Source organism: Priestia endophytica DSM 13796 (assembly GCF_900115845.1).
GTDB classification, from domain to species: domain Bacteria; phylum Bacillota; class Bacilli; order Bacillales; family Bacillaceae_H; genus Bacillus_I; species Bacillus_I endophytica.
This window is the reverse complement of record NZ_FOXX01000001.1, coordinates 678,246-690,868: the sequence shown is the minus strand read 5'-3', so window position 1 is coordinate 690,868 and position 12,623 is coordinate 678,246. Positions and strand designations below refer to the sequence as shown.

The 12,623-nt window shown below is 39.1% G+C and carries 12 protein-coding genes and 1 riboswitch; all 12 genes read left to right on the top strand.

Annotated features, from left to right (window positions below):
- The first annotated feature begins 43 nt into the window (after positions 1 to 43).
- A riboswitch (cobalamin riboswitch) is annotated at positions 44 to 230 on the top strand.
- Positions 231 to 373: 143 nt separating this feature from the next.
- The 12 genes from BM012_RS03555 to BM012_RS03500 are packed head-to-tail and all read left to right on the top strand — an operon-like array spanning position 374 to position 12,601.
- Positions 374 to 748, top strand: coding sequence for a (2Fe-2S) ferredoxin domain-containing protein (locus BM012_RS03555; RefSeq protein ID WP_061802162.1), 375 nt, complete (start codon positions 374 to 376; stop codon positions 746 to 748).
- 53 nt (positions 749 to 801) lie between these two features.
- The gene (gene cobJ, locus BM012_RS03550) at positions 802 to 2,430 is read left to right on the top strand and encodes a precorrin-3B C(17)-methyltransferase (protein WP_061802161.1); all 1,629 of its coding nucleotides are present in this window, start codon (positions 802 to 804) and stop codon (positions 2,428 to 2,430) included.
- Positions 2,431 to 2,451: 21 nt separating this feature from the next.
- Positions 2,452 to 3,360, top strand: a complete 909-nt coding sequence (locus tag BM012_RS03545; protein ID WP_061802160.1) for a sirohydrochlorin chelatase — start codon at positions 2,452 to 2,454, stop codon at positions 3,358 to 3,360.
- The gene (gene cobK, locus BM012_RS03540) at positions 3,357 to 4,133 is read left to right on the top strand and encodes a precorrin-6A reductase (RefSeq protein WP_061802159.1); all 777 of its coding nucleotides are present in this window, start codon (positions 3,357 to 3,359) and stop codon (positions 4,131 to 4,133) included. The genes BM012_RS03545 and cobK overlap by 4 nt, the downstream gene beginning before the upstream one ends.
- Before the next feature lie 13 nt (positions 4,134 to 4,146).
- Positions 4,147 to 4,794 carry a precorrin-8X methylmutase gene (locus BM012_RS03535; protein ID WP_061802158.1) on the top strand — a complete coding sequence of 216 codons (648 nt, stop codon included), beginning with the start codon at positions 4,147 to 4,149 and terminating at the stop codon, positions 4,792 to 4,794.
- Between the two features lie 5 nt (positions 4,795 to 4,799).
- Positions 4,800 to 5,900 (top strand): cobalt-precorrin-5B (C(1))-methyltransferase, encoded by a 1,101-nt coding sequence (locus BM012_RS03530; RefSeq protein ID WP_061802157.1) that lies wholly within the window; start codon positions 4,800 to 4,802, stop codon positions 5,898 to 5,900.
- Positions 5,890 to 7,101: a bifunctional cobalt-precorrin-7 (C(5))-methyltransferase/cobalt-precorrin-6B (C(15))-methyltransferase gene (locus tag BM012_RS03525; protein WP_061802156.1), complete on the top strand. Its 1,212-nt coding sequence runs from the start codon at positions 5,890 to 5,892 to the stop codon at positions 7,099 to 7,101. The genes BM012_RS03530 and BM012_RS03525 overlap by 11 nt, the downstream gene beginning before the upstream one ends.
- Positions 7,101 to 7,802: a precorrin-2 C(20)-methyltransferase gene (cobI, locus tag BM012_RS03520; RefSeq protein ID WP_061802155.1), complete on the top strand. Its 702-nt coding sequence runs from the start codon at positions 7,101 to 7,103 to the stop codon at positions 7,800 to 7,802. Before BM012_RS03525 ends, cobI begins: the two co-directional genes overlap by 1 nt.
- Positions 7,799 to 8,572 (top strand): precorrin-4 C(11)-methyltransferase, encoded by a 774-nt coding sequence (cobM, locus tag BM012_RS03515; protein ID WP_061802154.1) that lies wholly within the window; start codon positions 7,799 to 7,801, stop codon positions 8,570 to 8,572. The genes cobI and cobM overlap by 4 nt, the downstream gene beginning before the upstream one ends.
- On the top strand, positions 8,569 to 9,693 hold the full coding sequence (locus tag BM012_RS03510; RefSeq protein ID WP_061802153.1) for a cobalt-precorrin 5A hydrolase: 1,125 nt from the start codon (positions 8,569 to 8,571) through the stop codon (positions 9,691 to 9,693). Before cobM ends, BM012_RS03510 begins: the two co-directional genes overlap by 4 nt.
- Positions 9,694 to 9,707: 14 nt before the next feature.
- On the top strand, positions 9,708 to 11,069 hold the full coding sequence (locus BM012_RS03505) for a cobyrinic acid a,c-diamide synthase CobB (protein WP_061802152.1): 1,362 nt from the start codon (positions 9,708 to 9,710) through the stop codon (positions 11,067 to 11,069).
- On the top strand, positions 11,066 to 12,601 hold the full coding sequence (locus tag BM012_RS03500; protein ID WP_061802151.1) for a cobyric acid synthase: 1,536 nt from the start codon (positions 11,066 to 11,068) through the stop codon (positions 12,599 to 12,601). Before BM012_RS03505 ends, BM012_RS03500 begins: the two co-directional genes overlap by 4 nt.
- The last annotated feature ends 22 nt before the right edge of the window (positions 12,602 to 12,623 follow it).

Genomic DNA, 12,623 nt, shown 5'->3' with positions numbered 1-12,623 from the left:
ATGTTTTGTTAGGGAGAGTTCTTCTTTCATTTTAAAGACAATTTCATATTGTAAACAGGAAGGTACATAGCTTTAACCCTATGTTGAAAAGGGAAGCCAGTGAAAATCTGGCACGGTGCCCGCCACTGTAAAAGGGAGTTCTATTACAACGTGTCACTGAATTTTTTTTGGGAAGACGTAGTAGAACGATTACCTTGAGTCAGGAGACCTGCCTTAGCTGTTTGCTTCATTTGAAACCTACGGGACATAGGAAGAAGTGCTAATCCATTGTGCAAACTCGTGTACAGGTATGCATTTTACATCTCTTTCTCGTAGAGGTGTTTTTTTTTATGCGTTTTTTGAGAAAACGATTTTAACGAGGGAGTTGGTATGGATGACAACGTGGAATTTAAATGAAACAAAGCACCATGTCTTAATTTGTAATGGTGGAACGTGTATGAAAAAGGGTGGAGAAGAAGTAACGGTTGCTGTTCGAGATGAAATTGAAAAGCTTGGGGTAGATGCTCAAATTCATACAACAAGAACGCGATGTAATGGGCGATGTAAAGACGGATGTGTAGCAATTGTATACCCTGAAGGAGTTTGGTATAAGGAAATGACACCGGAGCTTGGAAGAGAGATGGTAAGAGAGCATCTCTTAGATGGAAATAAGCTTGAAAACTCTATCATCTACACATATGAGGAAGGATTTAAAGCTCCTGAAAATTCCTCGTCACCAAAAGGAATTTCAAAAGAGAAAGTGAAATAACTGTTTTCGAAAGAATCGCATCATTCGAAAAACTCGTGGTAGGAGGAAAAAATATGAGTGGTAAATTGCTTATCGTCGGATTTGGTCCAGGAAATTTTGAACATATTACAGAGCGAGCGAAAGAGGCACTTCAAGAAAGTGACATGATTATTGGCTACAAAACATATGTGGAACTTATCCAAGGATTGTTGTCAAATCAACAGGTTATTAGTACTGGAATGACTGAGGAAGTGACAAGAGCCCAAGAAGCAGTGAAGCAAGCTGAGCAAGGAAAAAAAGTGGCTGTTATCTCGAGTGGAGATGCAGGAGTGTATGGAATGGCTGGTCTTGTGTATGAAGTGCTTGTTGAAAAAGGTTGGTCAAGAAAAGATGGAGTGGAAATTGAGATTATTCCTGGTATCTCTGCTATTAACTCTTGTGCTTCATTGTTAGGAGCTCCTGTTATGCATGATGCATGCACAATAAGCTTAAGTGACCATTTAACACCATGGACACTTATTGAAAAACGGATTGAAGCTGCGGCATCTGCTGATTTCGTGATTGCTCTTTATAACCCGAAAAGCGGAAGAAGAACCCGTCAAATTGCTGAAGCACAGCGTATCCTGCTTCAATATAGATCACCAGATACTCCCGTTGGCCTTGTGAAAAGTGCATATCGAGACCGTCAGAATATTGTAATTACCAATTTAAAAGAGATGCTTGAACATGAAATTGGAATGCTAACAACTGTTATTATTGGAAACTCTTCAACATTTCTCTATGATGACTTGATGATTACCCCACGCGGCTATCAACGTAAATATACGCTAAATGAAACAAAACAGCCGCTAAAACCTCATCAACGTTTGAAAAAAGAGGCAGAGCCATGGGCACTTTCACAAGAAGAAGCAGCCCCAGCAGTGGAAGAGAAGGAAGAAGAAAAAGTTAAAGAAGTAGAGAAAATTTCTTCAAGAGAAATCGCGGAAAAAGCTCTTAGTCTTGTGACAGGAAAAGAAGAGCAAACAACATTTGAAAAAGTAACGGCGAAGATGGAATCCATCTTCGAACTTGCTGTAAGCCCAGGACTTGTAAGTAAAAAATTCACACCAGTTCAGCTCACCACAATTGCTGAAATTGCAGGCGAAAAAGGGTCAATTGAATATACACCAGATCATCAAATTCGTCTTGAAGTACCGACTGCTGAACCAGAAAAAGTAACAAAGAGACTTAGCGAAGTAGGGCTACTCCTTGCTCCTGTTGGAGACGTTTTAACAATGAAGGCGTGTGACTTCTGCGATGGGGAGAAAAAAGATTCCATTCCATATGCAGAAGAACTTCAAGAACGACTCGGCGGAGTGAATATGCCAAAAGTTACAAAAATCGGCTTCAACGGCTGCGGTATGGCTTGCTACAGAGCTGTACAAGATGACATCGGAATTGTATATCGAAAAGGAAAGTTTGATTTGTTTCTTGGAGCGAAAACAGTAGGCCGATCAGCACATTCTGGACAGCCTGTTGCAGAAGGAATTTCTCCTGAAAAGATTGTTGATGTTGTTGAAGGAATTGTTGATGAGTATAGAGAAAAGGGTCATCCTAATGAGTCGTTCTTTAAATTCTTTAAACGTGTAAAAGAAGTCGGTGGTTTTGTTTATCAAGACGTAACACCAAAAATTAAAATTGAGCCAACACCTTGTGGAGATTAGGAAAATAGAGGAGGAAAACAAATGGAAGCTGTATTATTTATTGGACACGGAAGCCGTGACTTTGAAGGAAATGAAGAAGTACGTCAATTTGTAGAGAAAATGAGGACTCTTTTGCCAGAGACGTTGTTGGTAGAAACAAGCTTCTTAGAATTTGAGCGTCCAACAATTGGAGATGGAATTGATACATGTATAGAAAAAGGGGCGCATCATGTTATTTTAATTCCAATCATGCTTCTTCCTGCTGGGCATTCTAAAATTCATATTCCAGGAGCGATTGATGAAGCAAAAGAAAAGTATCCAAACACGAAATTTACATATGGTAGACCAATTGGTATTCATGAAGAAACGTTTGAAATTTTAAATACAAGATTAGAAGAGTCTGGGGAAAATTTAGAAAGTCCTGGAGAAGAAACAGCGGTTATCTTACTTGGGCGCGGTGGAAGCGATGCTGACGCGAACAGCGAGCTTTATAAAATTACACGTCTTCTTTGGGAGAAAACAAACTATAAACTTGTTGAAACATCTTTTATAGGTGTGACAGATCCTTTGATTGAACAAGGAGTAGAACGCTGTATTAAGCTTGGAGCAAAAAAAATTGTTGTGCTTCCATACTTCCTTTTTACAGGAATTTTAATTAAACGTCTTGAAAAACTTGTTGAAGGATTTAAAGAAAAATATCCAGAAGTTGAATTTAAGCTTGCTCAATATTTTGGCCTTCATCCAAAGCTTCAAACGATTTTGAAAGATAGAGTTGAGGAAGCGCTTGAAGGTGAAGTGAAAATGAATTGTGATACCTGTCTTTACAGAATTGAAGCAATGGAGCATATTGATCACCACCATCATCATGACCATGACCATGGGCATCACCACCATCATGAGCATCACCATCATCACCATGAAGATGACGAAAAAGCTGGTGTTTTAAAATGATTTTATTTATTGCTGGAACAAGTGATGCAAGAGAGCTTGCTATCCGGATCAGTGAGGAAGGCTATCCTCTTTTGGCAACGGTTGTCACAGAAAATGCCGCGATTGAACTAGAGCGGGCGCACTTATCTGTTCAAGTAGGTAGATTAGATGCAGCTGAGATTGCACAGTTAATAGAAGAAAAAGGGATGAGCGCTATTGTCGATGGGAGCCATCCTTTTGCAGAAGAAGCATCTAAAAACGCAATGCAAGCAGCTGAGGAGGCTCAAATTCCATACTTTCGCTATGAACGTGAGTCCCAAACATTTCAATATGACAAGCTAACGCTTGTTAATGATTATGAGGAAGCGGCTGAAGAAGCAGCAAAGAGAAAAGGCGTTGTAATGCTTACAACAGGGAGCAAGACGCTTGCTACCTTTACAAAAAAGCTACTTCCAATCGAAGACATTCGTTTGATTGCGCGAATGCTGCCTCGTAAAGATAATATGGAAAAGTGTGAAGAGCTTGGTCTCCCTCAAAAGAACATTGTTGCCATTCAAGGTCCTTTTACAAAAGAATTTGATCAAGCATTATATAAGCAGTATGGCGTTACACTTATGGTGACAAAAGAGAGTGGGAAAGTAGGGTCTGTAGATGAAAAGCTTAGTGCTGCAAGAGAGCTTGGAATCGAAACCATTATGATTCGAAGACCACGTATTGAGTACAAAGAAGTATATAGTGACTTTCCTAGTATTCTAGAAGCGTTAAAGAAAACGGTTCAACTACAAAAACATTAAAGGAGCATTAATTATGGACTTTCGTACAGATTTTAAACCAATTACAGTACAGCCTCAAATGATTGAAGGAAGAAGTTTTGAAATGATTACAGAAGAGTTAGGAGAGCATCATTTCACAGAGGAACAATACCCAATTGTTCAACGTATTATTCACGCTTCAGCAGATTTCGAGCTTGGAAGAAGCGTTCTTTTCCATCCAGATGCAGTTAGATCAGGTGTTGCAGCAATCAGAAGTGGTAAACAAGTTGTAGCAGACGTGCAGATGGTCCAAGTTGGGACAAACAAGCCTCGCTTGCAAAAGTTTGGAAGTGATGTGCACGTTTATATTTCTGATGAAGATGTTATGGAGGAAGCAAAACGATTAGATACAACGCGTGCTATCATTTCAATGCGCAAAGCTATTCAACATGCTGAAGGCGGCATATTCGCTATCGGAAATGCTCCAACAGCTTTACTTGAGCTTATTCGTCTTATTAAAGAAGGAGAAGCAAAACCAGGGCTTGTTATCGGAATGCCTGTAGGATTTGTGTCTGCAGCAGAATCCAAAGAGGAGCTTGCAAAACTTGATATTCCGTTCATTACAAACATTGGACGAAAGGGCGGAAGTACAGTTACTGTTGCTGCATTAAATGCGATTTCAATTTTAGCAGATCAGGTGTAATTGTGATGAAAGCTAAAAAAGAAGATAAACCACTTCGAGAAGGGTATACAACAGGTTCTTGTGCAACAGCTGCAACAAAAGCGGCCCTTCTTTCTCTTATCACGGGTGAAGTGCAAAAAGAGGCAACAATCAAGCTTCCAATGGGGAGAATTGTGACCTTTTCAATGGAACAATGTGAAGTCAAAGAAAATATGGGATTCGCTGAAATTATTAAAGATGCAGGAGATGACCCAGATGCAACGCACGGCGCTCGTATCCAATCAACCGTAACATGGAAAGACACACCAGGCATTGAACTTGACGGCGGAGTTGGGGTTGGACGAGTCACAAAACCAGGATTGCCTGTCCCAGTTGGTGAAGCAGCTATTAATCCTGTTCCGCGTAAAATGCTTTATAGAGTAGCGGAGGAAGTTTTAAAAGAGCATGGTTCAAATAGAGGGATTAAAATCATAATTTCAGTTCCTGATGGAGAAGAGATGGCCAAAAAAACGCTTAACGGTCGTCTAGGTATCCTTGGAGGTATTTCTATTCTAGGAACAAGAGGAATTGTTGTTCCTTTTTCAACAGCTGCTTACAAAGCAAGTATTGTACAAGCCATTAGCGTTGCTAAAACAAGTGGATGTGATCATCTTGTTATTACAACAGGTGGGCGCAGTGAAAAATATGGGATGAAAGAATATCCGGATCTTCCTGAAGAAGCATTTGTGGAGATGGGAGACTTTGTTGGATTCACTCTCAAACAGTGCAAACGCCAAGGAATTAAGCATGTTTCAATGGTTGGAATGATGGGGAAGTTTTCGAAAGTTGCCCAAGGTGTGATGATGGTACATTCCAAAAGTGCTCCTGTTGATTTTAACTTTTTAGCTGATATTGCAGAGCGCGTTGGAGGAGATGAAGAGCTCTTAGAAAGCATCCGTAATGCAAACACGGCTTCTCAAGTTGGTGATTTCATGGTGGAAAGAAATTTACCTCATTTCTTTGATAGTTTATGTGAAAACTGCTGTCGCTCGGGTTTAAGAGAAGTGGGCGGCGGAATGAAGATTGAAACTTCTCTTTATACGTTCAAAGGAGCGTTTCTTGGAAAGGCGGTTTATGATGAAAGGTAATATAAAGCTTATTGGCATTGGAGATGAAGGGAGAGCAAGTTTGTCCCCCCTTTATGAAACATTTATTGAACAAAGTGCTGTATTAGTTGGAGGCGAAAGACAGCTTAAATTCTTCCCTGATTATAGCGGTGAAAAAGTTGTGATAAAAGGTGGACTTAAAAACTTAGTTGATATGCTGCAAAGTGAGGAACGAGAAGTTGTTGTGCTCGCTTCAGGAGATCCCCTTTTCTATGGAATTGGTGGCTATCTTTCTAAAAAGGTAGACGTAAGCATTTATCCATACTTAAGTTCCGTTCAGCTTGCTTTCTCAAGAATGGGAGAAAAATGGCAAGATGCAAAACTTCTAAGTGTTCATGGGAGAGATATGCTAGGGATTGCACAAAAGATTGATGGTGAAGACCTTGTAGCTCTTTTAACAGATGAAAAAAATTCTCCTTCTGAAATTGCAAAATATTTGCTCTCTTTTAATATGACGGAGTATGAAATGTTTGTCGGCGAGCACCTTGGTGGAGAAGAAGAAAGATGTAGAACTTTAACGCTTGAAGAGGCAACTGATACCGAATTTGCCCCTTTAAACGTTGTGATTTTAAAAAGAACGAAAAAAGGACCATCTTGGTCATTTGGAATTCATGACGAAGAGTTTATTCAGCGTAAACCTGAAAAAGGTTTAATTACAAAAAAAGAGATTCGCACGCTAAGCCTAGGTGCTCTTGGTCTAAAAAAAGACAGCATTGTTTGGGATATTGGAACATGTACAGGCTCAGTAGCAATTGAAGCTGCTCGTATTGCTAAAGAGGGGAAAGTATTCGCTATTGAAAAAAACGAAGGCGATTATCAAAACTGTTTGGAAAATATGAAAAAGTTTCGTACAGATTTCACAGTTATCCACGATAAGGCTCCGAACGGCTTAGAGACGTTTGAAAATCCTGATGCTGTTTTTATTGGTGGAACAGCAGGAGGAATGAAAAGTATTTTAAAACAGTGTTGTGAACGCCTGAATGAAGGCGGTCAGATTGTGCTAAATGCTGTAACAATTGAAAATTTAGGAGAAGCTGTATCCACTTTTAAAGAAAATGGCTACTCCGTAGATATTACACTTGCTCAAGTTTCAAGAAGCAAGCCAATTTTAAACTTAACTCGTTTCGATGCTCTAAACCCCATCTATATTATTAGCGCTCGTCGTGAAGAAGGAGAAAAGTGATGATAGGAACATTATACGGTCTTGGTGTAGGACCAGGAGATCCAGAACTTATTACAGTAAAAGCGTTCAGAAAGCTAAAGGAAACAGATGTTATTGCTTATCCGAAGAAAAGAAAAGGAAGTAAAAGCTATGCACATCGCATTGTTGAAGCATATTTCAATCCAAGTGAAAAAGAAATGCTCGGGCTTGTATTTCCAATGACAAAAGATAAAGAGATTCTTCAGAAGAAATGGAGCGAAACAACGGAAACGGTATTTGCTGAACTTCAGCAAGGAAAGGACGTTGCTTTTGTAACAGAAGGAGATCCTCTTTTATATAGTACATTTATTCATATGATGAAACTGATGAAAGAACGCCATCCAGAAGTACAGATTGAAACAGTACCAGGTATCTCTTCTATTAATGGTGCAGCTTCACGTCTTGGTCTGCCGCTTGCAGATGGTGATGAACATGTAGCAATTGTTCCTGCTCGAGAAGACTATGAAGAAATGAAAAAAGTGCTTCTTGAAAATGACTGTGTTGTATTTATTAAAGTCGCAAAAGTAATTGATTTTATGATTCCGTTATTAAAAGAGCTGAATTTATTACATAAAGCATCTGTCGTGACGAAAGTAACGTCAGAGGAAGAAATCGTGTGGAATATTGAAGAATTAGAAGGCGCAGAGCTTGAATACTTAACATTAATGGTGGTGCGAAAATGAAGCTATTTATTATCGGAGCAGGACCAGGAGATCCGGATTTAATTACAGTAAAAGGTTTAAAACTACTTCAGGAAGCAGATGTTGTACTTTATGCTGATTCGCTTGTAAATGAAGAGCTTGTAAACAAGGCAAAAGAAGGCGCAGAAGTGTTGAAAACAGCTGGCATGCATCTAGAAGAAATGGTTGACCTTATGGTAAATCGACTAAGTGAAGGAAAGAAAGTTGTTCGTGTTCATACAGGAGATCCTGCTGTCTATGGAGCAATTATGGAACAAGTTGCACTATTAAAAGAGCGTGATGTTGAAGTTGAAATCATTCCAGGAGTTAGCTCTGTATTTGCCTCAGCAGCAGCTGTTGGAGCAGAGCTTACTATCCCAGATTTAACTCAGACGGTTATCCTCACAAGAGCAGAAGGAAGAACCCCAGTTCCAGAGTTTGAGAAACTAAAAGATTTAGCAAAGCATCAGTGCACAATTGCGTTATTTTTAAGTGCTACATTAACAAAGAAAGTGATTAAAGAGTTGCTTAGCGCTGGATGGAGCGAAGATACTCCTGTTGCTGTTGTATATAAAGCAACATGGCCAGACCAAAAGATCGTACGCACAACACTTGTTAATCTTGATGAAGACATGAAGAAAAATGGAATTCGTAAGCAAGCTATGATTTTAGCTGGCTGGGCTTTAGATGAACATATTCATAAAAAAGATTATCGTTCAAAGCTTTACGATAAGACATTTACACATGGATTTAGAAAGGGGCTTCCATCATGATTGCATTGCAAGAAGGTGAAGTACCAGCTGTCACACAACAAGGAGATTATGCTGTTGTTGCCATCACAAAGCACGGAGTTGAGCTTGCTCGAAAGCTCGGCTCTTCTTTTCAAAATTCTGACGTGTACTATATGAGCAAGTTTGAAAAAGGGGATGAAGAAGATAAAGGCATTCAGCTTTTCTCAGGAAGCGTTCGCTTGTTACTTCCAGCTCTTTTTCAACAATACAAAGGGATTATTATTATTATCTCACTTGGTGCAGTTGTTCGCATGATTGCGCCTCTTTTAAAAGATAAAAAAACCGACCCAGGTGTTGTTGTTGTAGATGATAAAGGAGAAAACGTCATCAGCGTTCTTTCCGGTCATATCGGAGGAGCAAATGAGTTAACAAGAGAGATTGCAGCATTATTAAAAGCTCATCCTGTTATTACAACCGCATCTGACGTACAAAAAACAATTCCTGTTGACTTGTTTGGGAAACGTTTTGGCTGGGTGTGGGATTCAGCTGAGAAGTTAACGCCTGTTAGCGCCTCTGTTGTAAATGAAGAAAAGGTAGCTGTAATTCAAGAGAGTGGGGAAAAAAGATGGTGGCATTACGATACACCAATTCCTGAAAATATTAACTCCTACTCTTCAATTGAGGAAGCGAAAAAGGACGGTTTTCAAGCTGCTCTTGTTGTAACACATCGCTTATTAAAAGAAGAGGAAAAACATGTATTAGATAATGGGGTTCTTTATAGACCTAAAAATATTGTGCTTGGCATGGGGTGCAACAGAGGCACTTCTGCTTCTGAAATTGAGAGCGTTATGTTAGAAACGCTTGAAGAACTACAATTTTCAGTGAAAAGTGTAAAAGCTATTAGCACAATTGATCTAAAAAAAGATGAAGAAGGATTACTTCAAGTAGCCAAAAAATATGGATTAGAGTTTTCATACTACACACCAGAAGAATTAAACGAAGTGGAAATTAAGAATCCTTCTGAAACAGTTTTTAAATATACGGGTGCATATGGAGTAAGTGAACCTGCAGCTCTTCTAAAAAGCGGAGCATCTGAGCTGTATCTTGAAAAGAAAAAAAGTGGGAACGTTACGATATCTGTTGCCGTTATCCCATATAACTAAGAGGGGGAAACAACATGGTACAGCGCCGACTTGTTGTGGCAGGTACAGGAAGTGGAGTTGGGAAAACGACGCTTACAATCGGCCTTATGTCAGCATTTAAAAAGAAAGGTTACACTGTACAAGGTTTCAAGTGTGGTCCTGATTATATTGATCCAACGTACCATACAGCTGTAACGAGGAGAGTATCACGAAATATTGATAGTTGGATGCTTCCCCATGACACAGTGAAAGAAATTGTAAAACGCAATAGCGAGGATGCTGATATTTCAATTATTGAAGGAGTAATGGGCTTTTATGATGGAAAAAGTCCCCTTGATAATAGAGGCACAACGGCTGAGATTAGTGTTTTAACAAATAGTCCTGTTTTACTTGTTGTAAACTGTGCAAGTATGGCAAGAAGTGCTGCAGCTATTGTGAAGGGTTTTCAAATGATGTGGGAAGAACCAAACATCGTCAGCGTTATCGCTAACAATGTTGGAAGTGAAGGTCACTATAAGTTAGTAAAAAAAGCAATTGAGCAAGAGTGTGGAATTCCGGTGGTTGGATATGTGAAGCGAAATGAAAGCTTATCTATCCCAGAGCGGCACCTAGGACTTGTGCCGTCTATTGAAAGAGGAGAGCTTCATTCTTACTTTAATGAGCTTGGAGACTTAATTTCTGAAACAGTTAATTTGGAAGCATTATATAAATTAGCAGAAACAGAAGTGCTAGATGTAGAAAATCCTAAACTATTAGCAAAAGATCCTGTAGTGAAAATTGCAGTTGCAAGAGATAAAGCTTTTAATTTTTATTATGAAGAAAACTTGGAACTGTTAAAAGCAAATGGAGCAGAAATCATAGAATTCTCACCGTTAAACGGAGAGAGCGTTCCAAGCAATGTTCAAGGACTTTATATTGGCGGAGGCTTTCCGGAAGAGTTTGCAAACGAGCTTTCTTCACAAGAGAAGGTAAAAGAGTCCTTCAAAGACGCGATAAGCTCAGGAATGCCAACGCTTGCTGAGTGTGGAGGGTTTATGTTTCTAGCAGATTCAATTGAAACAACGAGCGGAGAAATACATAAGATGGTTGGTGTTGTTCCTGGGCGTGTCAAAATGCAAAAGAAACGAGCAGCACTTGGTTATCGGGAGATTAAGGGAAGTGAAGGGAATTATCTATTAGATGGGGGTCTTGAAGCAAAAGGACACGAGTTTCATTACTCAACATTTGAAGGTGATGAAGAATTTACTCCAGCTTATGAAACAAAAGGAATGAGAGGTGTTAAAAAAGAGGGATATATGAAAGGGAATCTACTTGCCGGATACACTCATTTTCATTTTGGGTCATGCCCTCAGGTGGTTAAAAAATGGATTGCAAAATGCGAGGGGTACAAAGGATGAATAAAAATGCTCTTTCCATTATGTTTCAAGGAACTCATTCAGATGCAGGCAAAAGCGCAATTGCAACTGCTTTTTGTCGAATCTTTTTGCAAGACGGATATAAAACAGCTCCCTTTAAGTCTCAAAATATGGCCTTGAATTCTTATATAACAGTAGATGGTAAGGAAATTGGTCGAGCTCAAGGCGTACAAGCAGAAGCTGCAGGAGTTACTGCAACAACAGATATGAATCCTATTTTAATCAAACCAACGAGAGATTCTGAATCGCAAATTGTTGTACATGGAAAACCGTATAAAAATATGAAAGCAATGGCATATAGACAAGAGTTTTTCGAGACAGGCCTTGGATTAATTAAAGAGTCATTTAAAAGTTTAAAAGGAACCTATGAAAGAATTGTGATTGAAGGAGCTGGAAGTCCGGCTGAAGTTAATTTAAATGATCGAGAGCTTGTGAACATGCGTGTTGCAGCCATTGCAGAATCTCCTGTTGTGCTTATCGGCGATATCGAAAAGGGAGGAGTATTTGCAAGTCTTGTTGGAACACTCCAACTTTTAAGTGAGAAAGACCGTGAACGGGTTATTGGTGTTGTAATTAACAAGTTCAGAGGTGATGTATCACTGCTTACTCCTGGTCTTGAATGGTTTGAAGAATATACAGGAACCCCTGTTCTAGGCGTTATTCCATATATGCCTAACCTAAATATTGATGCGGAAGATTCTGTTGTTCTCTCTCGTTATTCTCAGGTGAAAAACCTCGAAAAAGTAATTGATATTGCAGTTATTCAATATCCAAGAATCTCAAATTTTACAGACGTAGATCCTTTTTTTGTTGAGGAAGACTGCCACGTTCGGTTTGTAACAAAACTTGAACAGCTTCAGAATCCAGACCTTATTATCTTACCAGGCAGTAAAAATACGGTTGAGGACTATCTGTTTCTAGAAGAAACGGGTCTTTCGGGTCGCTTAAAAGAGCTCTTTGCAAGAAATGAAGCAGTTATTGTTGGGATTTGTGGAGGATATCAAATGCTTGGCGAGAAAATCTTTGATCCCTTCCATGTTGAATCCCCTCATGAGGAAGTTACGTCACTTGGTTTTATTCCTCTTCATACAACAATTAGAGAAGAAAAGAAAACAGTTCTTTCAGAAGGAATGCTAAATTTTCAACGTGAAAAAATGTCTGTAAAAGGATATGAGATTCATATGGGCACATCCACGTTTACAAGAGAAGTGGATTGTCTCATTCAATTAGAAAATGGAGAAGATGGTTGTTATTTTGAAGAAGAAAAAATCATTGGAACGTATTTTCACGGCATTTTTCATAACGATTCTTTTAGAACAGCTTTATTAAATAGTATACGAGCACAAAAAGGACATCCTCCTCTCTTAGAGCGACCGTCGTTTAATAAAATGAGAGAAGAAGCTTTTGACTTACTTGCTGATCATGTGCGAAAGCACGTGAACATGGAATACATTCAGTGTAAAATGGTCGAATTTTCTCAAAAAGAAACGAATTCAGAGAAGTTTTCGGTATAATTTGATGTAACAGCAAATGTAA

Coding starts and splice junctions, on each gene's coding strand:
- BM012_RS03555 (WP_061802162.1), top strand. CDS start 374: ATGACAACGTGGAATTTAAATGAAACAAAGCACCATGTCTTAATTTGT.
- cobJ (WP_061802161.1), top strand. CDS start 802: ATGAGTGGTAAATTGCTTATCGTCGGATTTGGTCCAGGAAATTTTGAA.
- BM012_RS03545 (WP_061802160.1), top strand. CDS start 2,452: ATGGAAGCTGTATTATTTATTGGACACGGAAGCCGTGACTTTGAAGGA.
- cobK (WP_061802159.1), top strand. CDS start 3,357: ATGATTTTATTTATTGCTGGAACAAGTGATGCAAGAGAGCTTGCTATC.
- BM012_RS03535 (WP_061802158.1), top strand. CDS start 4,147: ATGGACTTTCGTACAGATTTTAAACCAATTACAGTACAGCCTCAAATG.
- BM012_RS03530 (WP_061802157.1), top strand. CDS start 4,800: ATGAAAGCTAAAAAAGAAGATAAACCACTTCGAGAAGGGTATACAACA.
- BM012_RS03525 (WP_061802156.1), top strand. CDS start 5,890: ATGAAAGGTAATATAAAGCTTATTGGCATTGGAGATGAAGGGAGAGCA.
- cobI (WP_061802155.1), top strand. CDS start 7,101: ATGATAGGAACATTATACGGTCTTGGTGTAGGACCAGGAGATCCAGAA.
- cobM (WP_061802154.1), top strand. CDS start 7,799: ATGAAGCTATTTATTATCGGAGCAGGACCAGGAGATCCGGATTTAATT.
- BM012_RS03510 (WP_061802153.1), top strand. CDS start 8,569: ATGATTGCATTGCAAGAAGGTGAAGTACCAGCTGTCACACAACAAGGA.
- BM012_RS03505 (WP_061802152.1), top strand. CDS start 9,708: ATGGTACAGCGCCGACTTGTTGTGGCAGGTACAGGAAGTGGAGTTGGG.
- BM012_RS03500 (WP_061802151.1), top strand. CDS start 11,066: ATGAATAAAAATGCTCTTTCCATTATGTTTCAAGGAACTCATTCAGAT.